Source organism: Miltoncostaea marina, from assembly GCF_018141525.1.
GTDB lineage: Bacteria > Actinomycetota > Thermoleophilia > Miltoncostaeales > Miltoncostaeaceae > Miltoncostaea > Miltoncostaea marina.
In genome coordinates, this window is the sequence record NZ_CP064655.1 from 1,796,580 (window position 1) to 1,813,030 (window position 16,451).

Sequence of the window (16,451 nt, forward strand, 5' to 3'; positions counted from 1 at the left end):
GCCGTCGCGCCGCGCTCACGCGCCCGCGGGGGTGACCGATGCAGGGGGCACCCGTCACGGCGACGGTCACCCCCTCCCCGCAGGGACACGCCAGCGTGATGTCCGGTCCCACCCCCAGAGCAGGCGCCGCGGCAGCCTCCGAGTCGTCGGCGATGATGGAGCGGCTGCGCGGCGCCCTGCACCGCCTCGGGCCGCTGCCCGTGCTCGACGGCACGGTGCGCCGGGTGCTCGAGCTGGCGGACGACCCCGACTCGAGCGTCGCCGAGATCGCGGTGGCGATCGAGCGCGACCCCACGTTCTCGGCCAACCTGCTGCGGGCTGCGAACTCGGCCCACTACGGGCGGCGCCGCGGCGCGTCCGGCGTGCACGACGCCCTCATGATCGTCGGCCGCGAGGGCATGCGGCGGATCGCCACCGAATCGGCCACGTACCGGCTGCTGGAGCGGGCGGGCGACACCGGCCCGGAGACGCGCGCCGAGCTGCACGCGCACGCGGTGGCGGTGGCCGGGCACGCGGCGGTGCTCGCCGAGCGGGCCGGCCTCGACGCCGAGGCGGCCCACCTCGCCGGCCTGCTGCACGACCTGGGCAAGGTGCTGCTGCCGATGATCTTCGGCGCGCGGCACGTGAGCGACGCGCTGGCGGGCGCGCCGCGCGGCCTGCAGCGCCTGCTGGCCGAGCGCGCCGGGCTCGGGATCGACCACGCGGCCGCCGGCGCCGCCCTGGCGGGCGCGTGGGAGCTCGACGCCCACATCGTCGACGCCATCCGCCACCACCACGGCCCCGAGCCGCTCGACGGCATCCCGGGGTGCGTGCAGGCGGCCAACGAGCTCGTGCTGCTGACCGGGGGCGCGAGCGTCGAGCCCGCGCTGCTGGCCGGCGCCCTGCGGGCGATCGGGCTCGACCCGGCGGTGCTCGACGACCTCGTGCACGGCGGCGGATCGGTCGAGCTCGACCACGCCCGCGACCAGATGCGGCGGCTGGAGCGCATCGCGCACATCGACGACCTGACCGGCCTCGCGGTGCGCCGCCACTGGACGGCGCAGGTCGCGGCCGCGATCGAGCGCGGCGAGCGCGGCGCGGTGCTCCTGCTGGACGTCGACGAGTTCAAGGGCGTCAACGACGCGTTCGGCCACCTGGTCGGCGACGAGGTGCTGCGGGCGGTGGCCCGGGTGATCGGCGACGCCGGGCTGGCGGGGCGGCTGGGCGGCGACGAGTTCTGCGTGTGGGTGCCGCACGGGGGCGACGACGCCCTGGCCGTGGCCGGGTGGATCTGCCGCGACGTGCTCGCCGCCACCCCGGGCGCGACGGGCGGCACCGCCGTCGGCGTGTCGGTCGGCGTGGCGCGCGCGCCGGGCGACGGCACCGACGTGACTGCGCTGCTCGGCGCGGCCGACGCCGCGCTGTACGAGGTGAAGCGGGGCGGCCGGGGGCGGGCGGGCGCGGCCCGCGCGGAGCACCGCCCGGCGCCCCCGCCCGAGGCCGCGGCCGCCGGCGCCGGCGAGGCCCTGCGGGCCGTCTTCGACGCGCAGCTCGCCGCCGTGTCGGTGGCCGAGCGCGCCCGCGTCGAGAAGGAGGGCGCCCGGGCGGCGGCGGCGGTCGACGGGGCGCTGGCCCGGCTCTGCGCCGACCCGGCGTCGGTCGGGCTCGTGCTGCGCCACGGGCTGTCGCCGCGTCTGCTGTCCCACGGCCTCCAGACCGCGGCGCTGGCCTGCGTCACCGGCTGCCGCCTGGGCTGGGACGCCGACCGCCTGGCGCAGCTCGCGGTGGCCGCGCTCTACGCCGACATCGGCATGACCCGGCTGGACCGCGGCCTCACCGAGAAGCCGGGCCGGCTCACCGACGCCGAGCGCGCCCAGCTGCAGCGCCACCCGGCCCTCGGCGCCGCCCTGCTGGCCGCCGTCGGCGCCACCTGGCCGCTGGCCGCCGTGGTGGCCGGCCAGCACCACGAGCGCTGGGACGGCGCGGGCTACCCGGCCGGGCTCAGCGGCGAGCGCATCCGCCCCGAGGCCCAGGTGGTGGCCGTCTGCCACCGCTACCTCGCGGCGGTCCAGCAGCGCCCCCACCGGCCCGGCCTGCCGCCCCACCAGGCGCTGGAGCTGCTCTACACCCTCGGCGGCGGGCTCGCGGGGCGGGACGTGCTCGAGGCGTTCGTGGAGTCGATCGCGATCTACCCGGTCGGGGCGTTCGTGCGCCTCTCGAACGGCCTGTCGGGCGAGGTGCTCGCCGGCGGCACCCCCACGCGACCCCGGGTGCTCGCGCTGTGGGACCCCTCGGGCGATCCGCTGGCCGAGCGCCCGGTCATCGACCTCGCCGACCAGCCGACCCTCTTCGTCGACTCGCTGAGCGGCGGCTGAGCGCGCCCGGCCGGGTCATGCTGAACCGGCCGAGGGGGAGGCCGAGGAACGTCGCCACGCCGTCCCATCCGCCGTCGGGCCGCGGCGTGAGGCGGTCCCGCAGCGCGCGCAGCGGCCCCGCGTAGACGAGCTCGGGGCCGGCGGGGCCGTGGCGCACGCGGAACGGGATGCCGGGCAGCCGCCCGAGCGCCGTGGCGCCGCGCGAGCCGGCGATGCGCTTGTGCAGCAGCCCGAGGGGCGGCAGCATCCCGCTCTCGCGCGCGAGCGCCCAGCGCCCGCCGAGGCCGTCGGTCCGGACCGGCTCCATGCCGGGTCGGTTCCCACCGCGCGCGCCGCCGACACGTCCCCGCCCCAGGAGGCACATGTGCGCCGCGCCGCAGGCAGCCCCGCCACCCTCTTCCGCGTTGTCGCGCTCGCCGAGGCGGCCTCGTGGGCCGGCCTGCTGCTGGGCATGCTGCTCAAGTACGGTCCGCCCGGAGCGGACGCCGGGGTGGCGCTGTTCGGCCCCGTCCACGGGGCGCTGTTCCTGCTCTACGTCGTCGTGGCGCTCGCCACCTGGCGGCGCCTGCGCTGGAGCGCCGCGGTCGGCGCGACGGCCCTGCTCGCCGCGGTGCCGCCGCTCGCCACCTGGGCGTTCGAGCGGTGGGCGCTGCGCACCGGGCGCCTGGAGGAGCCGGAGGTCGCCGGAACCGATCCGTTCTTGGAATAGATCAAGTTCTCAGGTAGCGTCCCCGGCCGTGCCGCACACCGCCGAGCAGCGCCTGCGCGACGCGGGCCTCAGGGTCACGGCGCCGCGCGTCGCGGTGCTGCGGGCGCTCGACGGGGCGCGGGACCACCCGAGCGTCGACCAGGTCATCGCCCGGGTGCGGGCCGCCGGGACGCCGATCTCCGTCCAGGGGGCCTACGATGCCTGCGAGGCGCTGATGCGGGCGGGCCTCGCCCGCCGCATCGAGCCCGCGGGCGGCCCGGCGCGGTACGAGTCCCGCGTCGGCGACAACCACCACCACCTCGTCTGCCGCGCCTGCGGCGCGGCCGCCGACGTCGATTGCGCCGCCGGCCACACCGTGTGCATGGAGCCGTCGGACGCCCGCGGCTTCCGGCTGGACGAGGTCGAGGTCGTGTATTGGGGCCTCTGCCCCGACTGTCAGCAGACCATCGACGAGAGGAACACTGCATGAGCGACGTCGCGAGCACCCCGCCCGCCGACGGAGACGACCGCCGCGTCCTGACGAATCGCCAGGGCCACCCGGTCCACGACAACCAGAACCAGCGGACCGTCGGCGCGCGTGGCCCGGCGACGCTCGAGAACTACCAGTTCCTCGAGAAGATCAGCCACTTCGACCGCGAGCGCATCCCCGAGCGGGTGGTGCACGCCCGCGGCTTCACCGCGTACGGGTTCTTCGAGGCCTACGGGGCCTGCGGCGACGAGCCCATCGCCCGCTTCACCCGCGCCAAGCTGCTCCAGGAGCGCGGCGCGCGCACCGACGTGGCCGTGCGGTTCTCGACGGTGGCCGGCGGCCGGGACTCCTCGGAGTGCGCGCGCGACCCGCGCGGCTTCGCGGTGAAGTTCTACACCGAGGACGGCAACTGGGACCTCGTCGGCAACAACCTCGGCGTCTTCTTCATCCGCGACGCCATCAAGTTCCCCGACTTCATCCACTCCCAGAAGCCCGACCCGGTGACGTTCCGCCAGGAGCCGAACCGCATCTTCGACTTCATCAGCCAGACGCCGGAGTCGATGCACATGGTCACCCTCGTGTTCGGCCCGCGCGGCATCCCCGCGAGCTACCGGCACATGCAGGGCTTCGGCGTGAACACCTACAAGTGGGTGAACGCGCAGGGCGAGACGGTGCTGGTCAAGTACCACTGGCTCCCGAAGCAGGGCGTGCGCAGCTGGACCCAGGCCGACGCGGCCGCCGTCCAGGCCGACGACCTCGGCCCCCACTCGAAGGACCTCTACGAGGCGATCGAGCGCGGCGACCACCCCGAGTGGGAGCTGTGCGTCCAGATGATGTCGGACGACGAGCACCCCGAGCTCGACTGGGACCCGCTCGACGACACGAAGGTCTGGCCCGAGGAGCAGTTCCCGCTCAGGCCGATCGGCCGCATGGTGCTGAACCGCAACGTCTCGAACGTCTTCGCCGAGAACGAGCAGATCGCCTTCGGGACCGGCGTGCTCGTGGACGGGCTCGACTTCTCCGACGACAAGATGCTCGTGGGCCGGACGTTCTCGTACAGCGACACGCAGCGCTACCGCGTGGGCCCGAACTACCTGCAGCTGCCGGTCAACCGGCCGAAGGCGCCCGTGGCCACCAACCAGCGCGACGGCCAGATGGCCTACGGCGTGGACGACCCGGGCGAGAACCCGCACGTCAACTACGAGCCGTCCATCACGGGCGGCCTGCGCGAGGCGCAGGCCCCGGCCCACGACGAGCAGGGCCCGGTGATCGAGGGCCGGCTCACCCGCGCGCGCATCCCGCGCACGCAGGACTACCGCCAGGCCGGCGAGCGCTACCTGCTCTCCGAGCAGTGGGAGAAGGACGACCTGGTGCTCAACCTGGTCACCCTCCTCGCCCAGTGCGACCGCCCCATCCAGGAGCGCATGGTCTGGCACCTGCTCCTCTGCGAGGACGAGCTCGGCCTGCGGGTCGGCGACGGCCTCGGCATCACGCCCGACGACGTGCGCTCGCTGGAGCCGCTCGCGAGCCAGACGCTCAGCGAGGAGGACGAGCGCCGGCGCGCGAACCTCGGCGCCAACGGCCCGCGCGACGTGCGCGGGCACGTGATGACGCACTGCGTCCCCAACGAGCGCGACGTGCGTGCCGCCGAGCCGGAGCGCGTCACCGCCGGGCAGCGGTAGCGGGCGCGGCCGCGGGCCCGCCCGGCACGTCCGGGCGGGCCCGCGCGGCCACGAGCGCGGCGAAGCGGGCCGGCGGCATCGGCCTGCCGACGAGGTAGCCCTGCGCGTAGGCGCACCCGAAGGCGTCGAGCGCCGCGAGCTGCGACGGGCGCTCCACGCCCTCGGCCACCGCCGGCACGCCGAGCGAGCCGGCCAGGTCGAGGATGCCCCGCACGAGCGCCGAGCGGTCCGGCCCCCCGTCCGCGCCCTCCACGAACAGCCGGTCGACCTTCAGGACGTCGACCGGCATGCGCGCGAGGTAGGCGAGCGAGCTGAACCCGGTCCCGAAGTCGTCGATGGCGAGGCGCACGCCGAGCGCCTTCAGGCGGCGCAGCGCCTCGAGCGCGCGGTCGGGGTCGTCCAGCAGCACGGTCTCGGTGAGCTCCAGCACGAGCGCGGCGGGATCGAGACCGGTCTCCTCGAGCGCCTCGGCCACCCAGCCCGGCATGCGCGGATCCTGGACCTGCCGCGCGGAGACGTTGACGCTCACCTCCAGGCCCGCCCCGCCCGGCAGCGAGGCGCGCCAGGCGGCGGCCTGCCGACAGGCCTCGCGCAGCACCCAGCGCCCGAGGGGGATGATCTGCCCCGTCTCCTCCGCGAGCGGCACGAACTCGGCCGGGCCGAGCAGCCCGCGCTCGGGGTGCGGCCAGCGGACCAGCGCCTCGGCGCCGACGACCTCGCCCGTCGCCACCCGGACGAGCGGCTGGTACTGCACCGCCAGGCGCCCGCGCTCCACCGCCCGGGCGAGCTCCGTGGTGACCCGCAGGCGGTCGGTGATCGCCTGGCGCATCGGCTCGCGGAAGACCTCGTGGCCCCCGCGCTGCCGGCGCTTGGCGACGTACATCGCGGCGTCGGCGTCCGCGAGCAGCTCGGTCGCGTCGCCGCCGTCCGGGCCGCAGAGCGCGACCCCGATGCTGGCCGAGAGCGGCAGCTCCAGGTCGCCCTCGCGCCACGGGCGGGCGAGCTCGGCGACGATGCGGCGCGCGACGCCCTCGGCCTCCGACAGGTCGGCGACCCGCCCCAGCAGCACCGCGAACTCGTCGCCGCCGAGCCGCGCCGCCGTGTCGTCCCCGCGCAGGGCGCCCAGCAGGCGCGCGGCGATCTCCCGCAGCAGCCGGTCGCCGGCCTCGTGGCCCAGGCTGTCGTTGACCTCCTTGAAGCCGTCGAGGTCGATGTAGAGCAGCGCCGCGTGCCCGTCGCCGCGGACGCGGCAGCGCGCGATCGCCGCGTCCGCCCGCGCGATGAACAGGGCGCGGTCCGGCAGCCCGGTCAGGCCGTCGTGGGTCGCCTGGTGCCGCAGGCGCCGCTCGAGCGCCTCGCGCTCGGTCACGTCGCGCGCGTTCACCACCAGGCCGCGCACGTCGGGGTCGCCCAGCAGGTCGGTGGCGAGCAGCTCGAGGCGCTTCGTGGCGCCGCCGACCTGGAAGGCGCAGAGGAAGCCCGTGGGCGCCGGCGCGCCGGCGGCGGCGCGCAGGTACGCGAGCAGCGCGCCGGGGTCGTCGGGCATCGCCCGCTCGAGCCAGCGCTCCGGGGGCCAGCCGACCGGGTCGTCGCCCAGGGCGCGCGCCGCGGACGGGCTCGCGTAGGTGATGCGCAGGCCCGCGTCGAGCACCACGATGATGTCGGCGGCGTGCTGGACGAGCGCCCGCACGCGGCGCTCGCCGCGGCGCCGCTGCAGGTCGGCGACCTGCGCCAGCGAGCGCTCAAGCTCGCGCACGAGGCCCGCCATGCGCAGCGGCACGAGCGCCGAGAGCACGGCCACCCCCGCGAGCGCGACCGCGCGGGCCCGGGTGTCGTGGGCCAGCAGGGCGGCAGCCGGCAGGGCCAGGCCGGCGACGCCCAGGGTGGCGAGGCGCGCCCGCGTCGGCCGCTGGGGCGCGACGGCCGAGCGCTCGGCCAGCCGCGCCGCGCCCGGCTCGAGCGCCGCGGCGGCGAGCAGCACGAAGAACGGCATCCAGGCGACGGCGAACGGGTCCCCGGCACCGACGGCGCCGCTCACGACCCGGACGCCGTGCACGAGGTCGGCCACGAGCAGGAGCACGCACCCGCCGACCAGCAGCCAGAGCGCCGCCGGCCGGGCGCCCGGGCTCATGGCGAGCCGGAGCACCGCGCCGAGCAGGACGAGGTCGAGCGCCGGGTACGCCACCATCAGCACCTGCGCCGCCCACGACGCGGAGCCCTGCCCCTCGTGCGTCGCCGGCTCGATCAGGACCACCCAGGCGGTGGCGGCCGCCGCGCCGCCCATCACCAGCGAGTCGAGCAGCCCGGCGCGGTCGCGCCCCGCCGTGCGTGCGCGCACGAGCAGCACGATGCCGCCGATGAGCATCGGGGAGCTGGTCAGGTAGAAGGCATCGGCGAGGCCAGGATGGCCCGGCGCCTCGCCGGTCAGGAGCATCGTCCAGAGCATCACGAGGTCGCCGGCCGCGAACACGGCCGTGCCGGCCGCGATGACCAGCCAGGGCCGCCGGGCGGGCGGACGGCGGCGGGCCGCCGCCGCGACGAGCACGCCGACGCACGCCAGGACCAGCACGTGGTACGCCGCCGCCCGGGCCGCCCCGCCGGGGGGCAGCGCCTGGTAGGCGGCGGTGGACGTCGCGCCGCCGGCGAGGAATCCCTTCCATGCACCGGACACAGATTCCGCGTCGGCATCGCGGCGCACGCGCTGTAGCGGCGGGTCCGGCGGGCTACCCTCGCGGGGTGGCGGACCCCCGGCGGATCACCGTGCTGCACGTCGCGCCGCACCCGGACGACGAGCTGCTCGGGGCGCCCGCGACGCTCATGGCGCTGCGCGACGCCGGCCACCGGGTCGTCAACCTGGCCGTCGGCCTGGGGCGTCCGGCCGACCGGCCGCGGCGCCGGCGCGAGCTCGAGGCGGCCTGCGCGGCGGCGGGGTTCGAGCTGCTGGTCGCCGCCGGTGCGCCCGGTATCGGCGCGAGCGACGACCTCGCCGCCGCGCGGGCGGCGCTCGCCGCGCTGCTCGGCAGGGCGCTCGACGAGCTGCGCCCGGCGCTCGTCGTGTCCCCCTCCCCCCACGACCGCCACCACGGCCACGAGGTGGTCGCCCGCGCCCTCTTCGACGCGCTCGAGTCCCGGCCCGTCCCGCCGGCCTGGTGGATGTGGGGCCTCTGGGGCCCGCTGCCGCTGCCGACGCTCGTCGTGCCGGTCGACGAGGCGCGCATCGAGGAGGTGCTCGCGGCCCTCGGCGAGCACGCCGGCGAGCTGGCCCGCAACGACTACCGGCGCCTGCTCAGCGGGCGCGCGCAGGCCCAGGCGGTGCTCGGCGCCGAGCTGGTCTTCGGCTTCGGCGCCCCGGCCCTCGGCGCGCCCGGCGCCGAGCTGCTGACGGAGGCGCGCCGGGACGGCCGCGGCGCGTGGCGGCTGGGCGCGCCCCGGCTCCTCGACCCGGCCCGGCCGCTCGCGGCCGCCGACGGCCCGGACGCGCGCGCCTGGCTGGAGGCGCCGAGCGCCGCGGGCCTCGTGCTGCGCTGAGCGTCGCCGCGGGCCCGGCGGGGAACCACCCGGTCCGTATCATCGCCGGTGCCCCCGCCGCCGGAGGAACGCCCCATCGCGAGCGTCGCCGACCTTCTGGCAGACAACACGCTGCTGCTGCTGTTCCTGTGCCTGGCCGCGGGCAGCGCGGCGGGCATGGCGGCCTGGCACGGGTACATGCTCGGCCCGGCGGCGGTGCTGTTCACCGCGCTCGCGCTGTCGGCCTGGGACGAGCGGCTGGTGCTGCCGCCGGTGCTCGGCCAGTTCGGCCTGGCGGTCTTCGCCTACTGCGTCGGCGCCGGGAGCGGCTCGGCGTTCTTCGGCGCCCTGCGCACCTCGCTGCGCCTCATCCTCGGCGTCGGCGCCGTGCTGGCCGGCCTGGCGGCGGTCACCTGGGCGGTCGGCGACGTCCTCGGCCTGCGCCAGGGGGTGATCGCGGGCGTCTACGCCGGCGCCCTCACCAACACGCCGGCCCTCGCCGCCGCGACCGAGGAGCTCGACGGGGCCGCCGGCCCGACCGTGGGCTACTCGGTGACCTACACGGGCGGCGTGGTGCTGATGCTGCTGGCCGCCGCCTGGGCGCTGCGGGCGCGCGAGCGCGAGGCCGCCGGCGACGACGACCTGCCCGACCCGATCATGAACGCCACCGTGCTCGTCACCCGGGAGGGGCTGCCCCCGCTCGCCGAGCTCGGCCACGGCGCGGTGGTGTTCTCGCGCATCCACCGCGACGGCGAGCTCAGCGTGCCGTCGCCGGACACGCGCCTGCGCGCCGGCGACATGGTCGCGGTGATCGGCCGGCCCGCCGACGTCACCGCGCTGGCCGAGGGCATCGGACGGCCGGCGCCCGACCACCTGCCGCTCGACCGCCACCAGCTCGACATGCGGCGCATGACCATCTCGAGCCGCGGCCTGTCGGGGCTCACCGTGGCGCAGCTGGGGCTGGGTCACTTCGGGGCCGTGGCGAGCCGCGTGCGCCGGGGCGACGTCGACCTGCTCGCCACGCACGACCTCGTGGTGCAGCAGGGCGACCGCATCCGGGTGATCGCCCCCCGCGAGCGCCTGGCGCAGGTGGCGCGCCACCTGGGCGACTCCGAGCGCGGGCCGGCCGACCTCAACGCCGTGGGCCTGGCGCTCGGGCTGACGCTCGGGATCCTGCTCGGGCTCGTGCCGCTGCCCTCGCCGGTCGGCGGCACCTTCGAGATCGGCCTCGCGGCGGGCCCGCTCGTCGCCGGCCTGGTCCTGGGGCGCCAGATCCGCTCGGGGCCGATCGTCTGGGCCGTCCCCTACACGGCGTCGATCGTCCTCCAGCAGCTCGGGCTGCTCATCTTCCTGGCGTACGCCGGGTCCAACGCGGGCGGGGCGCTGGCCGACGCGCTGGGCGGCACGGAATGGCTGCGCATCCTCGCGCTCGGCACGCTCGTGACGGCCCTCGCGGCCGGCGGTCTGCTGGTGGTGACCCGGCGCCTCGGCGTGCACGGCCCGCGCCTGGCCGGGGTCATCGCGGGCGCGCAGACACAGCCCGCCGTGCTGGCCTTCGCGCAGGAGCGCAGCCCCGACCAGCGGGTCGGCCTGGGATACGCGCTCATCGTGCCCGCCGCCATGATCGTGAAGATCCTCGCCGCCCAGATGATCGTGCTCGTCTAGCGAGTTCCTGCCGGCGGGCGCGGCGAGGCTCACGCCGCGTGGGGATGCCGCGGCCGGCCCGTCCTCGACGACACTGGCGCCGTGCCACCGCCCACCGCCACGGCCGAGCGACCGCCCCGCGAGGTGACCCGCTCGCTCGCGCGCCTGCGCGCGGCGCTCGACGACGCGATCCCCGCCAAGCGCGACGGCGAGAACCTGCTCGTCGGCACCTGGAATCTGCGCGAGTTCGGCCGGGTCACGCCCAAGTGGGCGCCCGGCCCGGAGGACAGCCCGCGGCGCTGCCTGTCGGACATCCTCGCCATCGCCGCTGTGGCCGAGCGGTTCGACGTGCTGGCGATCCAGGAGACGACGCGCTCGCTGGACGCGCTGCGCATGCTCGTGTCCCGCCTCGGACGGCGCTGGGGCTTCATCGTGTCCGACGTCTCCGAGGGCACCGACGGCAACGACGAGCGCCTCGCCTTCGTCTACGACGGCGCCCGGGTGCGGCCGTCCGGCCTCGTTGGCGAGTTCGTGATGCCGGACGACCGGCTCGGCGTCATCGGCGGCGGCCTGCGCCGCCAGCTCGCGCGGACGCCCTACGCGGTCAGCTTCCGCGCCGGGGAGCACGGCTTCACGCTGGCGACCGTGCACATCCTGTGGGGCGACGCCGCGGCCGACCGCACCCCGGAGATCGCCGCCTTCGCCGAGTTCCTGGCCGAAGAGGCCCGCGAGCCGGACGCCTTCAGCCGCAACATGATCGTGCTGGGCGACTTCAACATCGACCGCTGGGACGACGCCAACTGGCGCGCGTTCGTGTCGCGCGGGCTCTCGCCGCCGGAGGCGCTGCTCGACCTGCCCCGCACGATCTTCGCCGGCGGCGGCGGCACCCACTCGTTCTACGACCAGATCGCCTGGTTCACCCTGGGCGCCCGCGAGGCGCTGACCCTGCCCTTCGTGGCCGCCGGCAGCTTCCCCTGGGACGATCACGTGCTGGTGGGGCTGAGCAACGTGAGCAAGTCGTGGCGCATCTCCGACCACTTCCCGCTGTGGTCGGAGTTCGCCCTGCCGACGGCGGGCGGATAGGCTCGTCCCCGGGCGGCACCGAGCGAGGACGACGGCCGATGCGCCAGGATCGCGAGATCCCACGCGGTGCGGACGACCGGCACGCGGCGCGCCCGGGCGAGCCGGCGCGGGCGCCGCGGGCGCCGGCCGCCGCGCTGCTCGTGCCGCTGCAGCAGGGCGCCGGCAACGCGGCCGTGGCGCGGCTGCTGTCCCGCGAGCCGGCCGCCGCCCCGTCGGCGCCCGTGCCCGCGTACCCCCAGCCGACGTTCCCGCGCGAGGGCGAGCCGCCCGCCGGCCCGCCGCCGAAGGCCTACGAGATCGCCATCGTCCTGAGCGGCCGGGCATACACGCTGCCGCCGCTGCCCGCCGCCGAGGCCGTCCGGCGGCTGGAGAACTTCTGGCGCGGGCTCCACGAGAGCCTCGACCACGGCCGCGGCCACCACCTCGACCTGCTGGAGCACCGTAGGGAGCACTGGATCGCGGGCTTCTGGTCGGACACCCTCGGCGGCGTCGAGCTGCCCGACCTCGAGATGTGGAACGAGGTCGGCCGGGGGCCGCTCCAGGCCGCCAAGGCCGCGCTCGAGGCGAGCGACCAGGTCATGCGGGCCCGGTGGGAGCGCAACGAGGCCGCGATCGACCGGGGCCTGCCCGACGCCCTGCGGACGAGCCCGCTCATGGCCGAGGCGCTTGCCTTCGACGCCACCGAGGAGCGCATCGCCGCGGCCGTCCGGCACCTGGAGGAGGGGTCCCGGCAGCTGGACCGCTGCTGGGAGCGCATCGCCGAGTACTCCGAGGGGACGATCCGCGGCGGCGGGCGCGCGATCACCGGCATCAAGGTCAGCATCGTCGTGATGAGCGCCGCGGCCACCGGCGGGGCGGGCGGGACCCTCGGTCAGGGCGCCGGGCTGGCCGCGCGCTCGGGCCTGACCGCGGCGACCGGCGCCGGCCTCGGGATGGCCGAGGAGGCGTTCACCCAGGTCGGCGAGATGCGCATCGGGGCCCGCGACGAGTTCGACTTCGGGCGGATCGCCAAGCGCGGCGCCAAGGACGTGGTGGCCGGCTTCGTGGGCGGCGTCGTGGCCGGGCGGTTCTCCGACGCCGTACGGGGGCGGCTGGCGCAGTGGGTGACGGGCCTCAGCGACGAGGCGCTCGCGACGTACGGCGTCGCCCGCGAGGAGCTGCTCACCGGCGCCGAGCGCTTCTTCGCCGAGTGGGTGGGCGGCATCGGCGCCTCGCCGTTCTCGACGACGGCGCAGGTGCTGATGGACCGGGCGCTCGAGGGCCGCTGGCAGGTGCGCAGCTTCGGCGACTTCGCCGGCCTGGTGGTGGACGACATGGCGCAGGGCGCCGCGCTCGACGGCTTCCTCGCCTTCGCCGGCAGGGCCGCGCGCGGGCGCGGCGGGGCCGCCCACGACGCGCCGGCGGGACCGCCGCCGCCCCTCCCGCCCGCCGCCGGGGACGCGCCGGCGCCCGCACGGCCGGCGGCGGCCGGGCCGGCCGCCGCGCCCGCCCCCGTCCCCGCGCCGACCGGGGGATCACCCGCCGCGCCGGCCGGGCCCGCTCCGGCGCGGGCGCCCGGGCAGGCCCGCGCCCCCGAGCCCGCCGGCGCCGCCTCGCGCGTGCGGGAGGGCGGCACCGACCTGTCGTGGTCGGTGCTGGGCCACCCCGGCACCGGCCTGCGCAGCGCCGAGGCGCTGCTCAACGTGACCGACGCCGCCGGCCGGGTGCCGGCCCCCGCGGCCGGCACGCCGATGCAGCACTACGTCGCCCAGCTCGCGGCGCCGATCCAGGCCGAGCTCGCCCGCGCCGGCACGCCCGCGCCGGCCGTGGAGGCGCGCGACCTGGGCGACCCCGAGATGCTCGGCCTCTACGACCCGGCGCGCAACGTGATCGTGCTCAACGAGGGCGCGGTGTGGCAGGGGCAGCGGGTCTACGACGTCACGAGCGAGGCGAGCCGCCGCCAGATGCTGAGCACGCTCTTCCACGAGGCCCGCCACGCCGAGCAGGCGTTCCTCGCCCTCCGGTACATGGCGACCCACGACCCGGCCGGCCTGTCGGCCCAGGCGCTGGGCGTGCACGGCGCCCTCGTGCGCGCGGCGCGCGCCAACCCGATGCCGCGGGGCCGCAGCGCCGAGGCCGAGCTCGGCCGCCGCGCCTACGAGGAGATGTTCGGCGCCGGCGAGGCCAACGCCCGCTACCGGCACGGCGAGGACCACGCCGGCCGGGCGCGCATCCGCGGGGAGATCGCGCAGCTCGAGAGCGACCGGCTCATCGTGGAGGGCGAGATCGCCGCGATCCGGGTGGCCCGGTACTCGCGCTCCGGGCCGCAACGGACACGCATCGCGGAGCTCGACCGGCGCATCAACGCCCTCCAGGGGCAGCTCGCCTCGATGGAGCACACGTACTGGCGCCTGTACGTGGAGGTCGACGCGCGCGCCGCCGAGGCGGACCTCGCGCGCGAGATGGCCGACCTGCCACGCCGGCGCCAGGAGGCCGCGGCGGAGCTCGACCGGGTCATCGAGGGCCTCGAGGCGGAGGCGGCCGCCGACCCGGCGCTCGCCGACGCCGCCGCGGCCGTGCGCGGCTACCGCCAGGGCCTCCGGCGCCTGGACGAGGCGGTCGCGGCCGGTCAGGGGGCTGACAGCGGCGGCACGGGCGGCACGGGTGGCACGGGCGGTGCGGGCGGTGCGGGCGGTGGCGGCCGGTGACCGACCCCGCCCCGCTCGCCTGGATCGGCGAGGCGCGCGCCCTGATGCTGGCCGCCGACGCCTCCATGGCCGCCCTCGCCGCCTGGCTCGGCGTCGAGCCTGCCGCGGGCGACGGCGACCGGCTGCGCGGCGGGCCGGGCTCGCTGCCGGGCATGGCGCACGTCAGCGTGATCGGCGCCGACGGGGTGCCGGACTCGCTCAGCGCCTGGTACGCGCCCGACGCCGGGCCGACCCTCGATGAGGCCGCCGCGGTGCTCGGCTCGCCGCGCGAGATCGCGCGCGCGGTCGACGGGCCGTTCCGGATCGCCTTCCCCTCCGCGGCCTCCCGCACGGCCACCTGCCTGCTGGCCGGCTCCACCTGGGACCCGCCCCGGGGCCGCAGCCGCATCGTCGAGTTCGTGCTGCGGCGCGATCCGCTCGAGGCCGCCTGAGCACCGGCGGCGGCGGCCGGCGGGGCGGCGCGGGCGTTGCGCAACGGCTCGCGGCCGCCCCCGGCGCTTGCCACCCGGCCTCGCTGCGCTACCGTGGCCCGCGGATCGCGCCCCGTGCCCGGGGCCCCGATGCCCAGCGATCCGGGCCCGGCCCACCGCGCCGGGCGACGCAGCGCCCCGCCGACCACGCACAGGGGCGGCTGCCCGAGCGGCCCCCGCGCCGCCGAGTGCCCACCGACGAAGGATCCGACCTGTCCCGATTCATCACGGGCGCGTGCCTCGCCCTTGCCGCGTTCGCCGCCGTCGTCGCCACCTCCGACGACCGCGGCCTCGCCATCCCTCCCCTCGCCGCCCCCGCCGGGGCGCAGTCGGCGCCGCCGCCGACCCCCGACCAGCTCGCCGACTCGCTCGCCGCCCTCGAGGCCGAGGTCGCGCGCCAGGCCCGCCGTCTGGGGCTGCGCCGCCAGCCCGGACCCGCGGCGGCCGCCGGCGCCGAGGCCGCGGCCGACCCGGTCGCGCGCTCCGAGCGGCTCGGCGAGCTGATCGGCGTCCTGCGGGCGAGCCGGGAGCGCGCCCCCTCCCTCACGCCCCCCGCGCCCCGCCGCGGCGCGGCCGCCACGGCCACCGGCGACGCCCTCGCCGGCGCGCAGGCCCGCCTCGGCCGCGAGGCCGGCCGCCTCGGCATCGTCGTGCGCTCGGGCCCGCCCGCGGCGCCCGACCCCGCCGGGCGGGCCCGCCGGGCCGAGCGGCTGGCCGCCGTCAGCGCCTGGCTGGCCCGCCACGAGGAGCGGCCGCGCGCCGTCGAGCGCAACGCCGAGGCCGCCGCCGTCGCCATGGAGCAGCGCGGCACGCCGTACTCGTGGGGCGGCGCGAGCCCGGCCGGCTTCGACTGCTCGGGCCTCGTCATGTACGCCTGGTCGCACGTCGGCGTCTCGCTGCCCCACAACACGAACGCGATCTACGCCAGCCAGCCGAGGGTGCGCCGCGCCGACCTCGTGCCCGGCGACCTCGTGTTCTTCAGCGGCCTCGGCCACATGGGGATCTTCATCGGCGACGACCGCTTCGTACATGCGCCCTCGAGCGGGGACGTGGTGAAGGTGACCCGCCTGTCCTCGCGCGACGACTACGTGGGGGCCGTCAGGGTCTCCTGAGGCGCCTCGCGCATGAGGATGATCGCCTGCGGCGGGGCGATGAGGAGCTGCTTGCGCGTGGTGACCCCGACTACCCGCCAGCCCTCGGCGCCGAGCCGGTTGAGGTCGGCCTCGACCTCGCGACCGGTGTCGATCACCCGGTACCCGAACCGTCGCATCGGGACCCCGTTCGCGTGGTGACGAGCGCCGCCGGACCGCGCCCGCCCCGGTCCCCGCTCCGGGTGGCGGTCGCGGCGCCGGCGGTGCCCATCCTCGGCCGGGCGCCGGGGGACCGGCATCCGGGCGGGACCGGAGCGCCGGTGCGGCGTTCCCGCGGCGGCGGCCGTGCGCCGGCGAGCCGAGACGCCCGCCCGGAAGCGCGAGGCGCCGGAGCCCTCGACGGCCTCCTGAGGCCCCGGTGATTCCGGCGCGCGGTGCGTGCGCGCCCGCCACGCGGACGTCAGAGGCAGCTCCCGGTGGTTGTCCTCGACGACACCGGTGGGATCGGGTCGGCCAGGATCGTCGCGTGCACCACCTGGCCGGAGGTCATGTCATTGCCCGGGCCTCGGCCGATGAGCCTGGACGTCACCGTCCCCGTCAACTGGCTGGCCGCCGAACCCTCACCGAAGGTCGTCTCGCCGGCGCTGTCCACCGATCCCGACCGGGATGCCCCCGGCCTCGCCTGGACGGGGGCCGTCGACCATCGACGCGGGCGAACGCGACGACGATCAGCCGACCTCGGGCGAGGCTCGGCC

The 16,451-nt window shown here is 77.5% G+C and carries 13 protein-coding genes; 10 read left to right on the forward strand and 3 right to left on the reverse strand.

The window, feature by feature from the left end:
• Positions 1 to 152: 152 nt before the first annotated feature.
• Positions 153 to 2,354 (forward strand): HDOD domain-containing protein, encoded by a 2,202-nt coding sequence (locus ITJ85_RS08995; RefSeq protein WP_217912767.1) that lies wholly within the window; start codon positions 153 to 155, stop codon positions 2,352 to 2,354.
• Here the strand turns inward: ITJ85_RS08995 and ITJ85_RS09000 are convergent.
• Complete coding sequence (locus ITJ85_RS09000; RefSeq protein ID WP_217912768.1) at positions 2,299 to 2,661, reverse strand: hypothetical protein; 363 nt, start codon at positions 2,659 to 2,661, stop codon at positions 2,299 to 2,301. The two genes, ITJ85_RS08995 and ITJ85_RS09000, sit on opposite strands and share 56 nt — an antisense overlap.
• 57 nt (positions 2,662 to 2,718) lie before the next feature.
• On the opposite strand from ITJ85_RS09000, the gene ITJ85_RS09005 reads away from it, so the two are divergent.
• Genes ITJ85_RS09005 through ITJ85_RS09015 form a run of 3 tightly spaced genes read left to right on the forward strand, consistent with a single transcriptional unit; the run spans position 2,719 to position 5,214 of the window.
• Positions 2,719 to 3,063: a DUF3817 domain-containing protein gene (locus ITJ85_RS09005; RefSeq protein WP_217912769.1), complete on the forward strand. Its 345-nt coding sequence runs from the start codon at positions 2,719 to 2,721 to the stop codon at positions 3,061 to 3,063.
• A gap of 28 nt (positions 3,064 to 3,091) precedes the next feature.
• Complete coding sequence (locus ITJ85_RS09010; RefSeq protein ID WP_217912770.1) at positions 3,092 to 3,532, forward strand: Fur family transcriptional regulator; 441 nt, start codon at positions 3,092 to 3,094, stop codon at positions 3,530 to 3,532.
• The gene (locus ITJ85_RS09015; RefSeq protein WP_217912771.1) at positions 3,529 to 5,214 is read left to right on the forward strand and encodes a catalase; all 1,686 of its coding nucleotides are present in this window, start codon (positions 3,529 to 3,531) and stop codon (positions 5,212 to 5,214) included. The genes ITJ85_RS09010 and ITJ85_RS09015 overlap by 4 nt, the downstream gene beginning before the upstream one ends.
• Here ITJ85_RS09015 and ITJ85_RS09020 read toward each other — a convergent pair.
• Complete coding sequence (locus tag ITJ85_RS09020) at positions 5,195 to 7,885, reverse strand: putative bifunctional diguanylate cyclase/phosphodiesterase (RefSeq protein WP_217912772.1); 2,691 nt, start codon at positions 7,883 to 7,885, stop codon at positions 5,195 to 5,197. The two genes, ITJ85_RS09015 and ITJ85_RS09020, sit on opposite strands and share 20 nt — an antisense overlap.
• Positions 7,886 to 7,950: 65 nt before the next feature.
• On the opposite strand from ITJ85_RS09020, the gene ITJ85_RS09025 reads away from it, so the two are divergent.
• The 6 genes from ITJ85_RS09025 to ITJ85_RS09050 all read left to right on the forward strand — a co-directional run bounded on the left by ITJ85_RS09025 (position 7,951) and on the right by ITJ85_RS09050 (position 15,717).
• Entirely contained in the window at positions 7,951 to 8,742 is a 792-nt protein-coding gene (locus tag ITJ85_RS09025) for a PIG-L deacetylase family protein (protein WP_217912773.1), read from the forward strand.
• Between the two features lie 48 nt (positions 8,743 to 8,790).
• Positions 8,791 to 10,386 carry an aspartate:alanine exchanger family transporter gene (locus tag ITJ85_RS09030; RefSeq protein WP_217912774.1) on the forward strand — a complete coding sequence of 532 codons (1,596 nt, stop codon included), beginning with the start codon at positions 8,791 to 8,793 and terminating at the stop codon, positions 10,384 to 10,386.
• Positions 10,387 to 10,467: 81 nt separating this feature from the next.
• Complete coding sequence (locus ITJ85_RS09035; RefSeq protein ID WP_217912775.1) at positions 10,468 to 11,448, forward strand: endonuclease/exonuclease/phosphatase family protein; 981 nt, start codon at positions 10,468 to 10,470, stop codon at positions 11,446 to 11,448.
• A 38-nt stretch (positions 11,449 to 11,486) separates the two neighbouring features.
• Entirely contained in the window at positions 11,487 to 14,135 is a 2,649-nt protein-coding gene (locus ITJ85_RS09040) for a hypothetical protein (protein ID WP_217912776.1), read from the forward strand.
• Positions 14,132 to 14,566: a hypothetical protein gene (locus ITJ85_RS09045; RefSeq protein WP_217912777.1), complete on the forward strand. Its 435-nt coding sequence runs from the start codon at positions 14,132 to 14,134 to the stop codon at positions 14,564 to 14,566. Before ITJ85_RS09040 ends, ITJ85_RS09045 begins: the two co-directional genes overlap by 4 nt.
• Before the next feature lie 227 nt (positions 14,567 to 14,793).
• Positions 14,794 to 15,717, forward strand: a complete 924-nt coding sequence (locus tag ITJ85_RS09050) for a C40 family peptidase (protein WP_217912778.1) — start codon at positions 14,794 to 14,796, stop codon at positions 15,715 to 15,717.
• Here ITJ85_RS09050 and ITJ85_RS09055 read toward each other — a convergent pair.
• Positions 15,690 to 15,875 (reverse strand): hypothetical protein, encoded by a 186-nt coding sequence (locus ITJ85_RS09055; RefSeq protein WP_217912779.1) that lies wholly within the window; start codon positions 15,873 to 15,875, stop codon positions 15,690 to 15,692. The genes ITJ85_RS09050 and ITJ85_RS09055 overlap by 28 nt on opposite strands.
• Positions 15,876 to 16,451 lie beyond the last annotated feature (576 nt).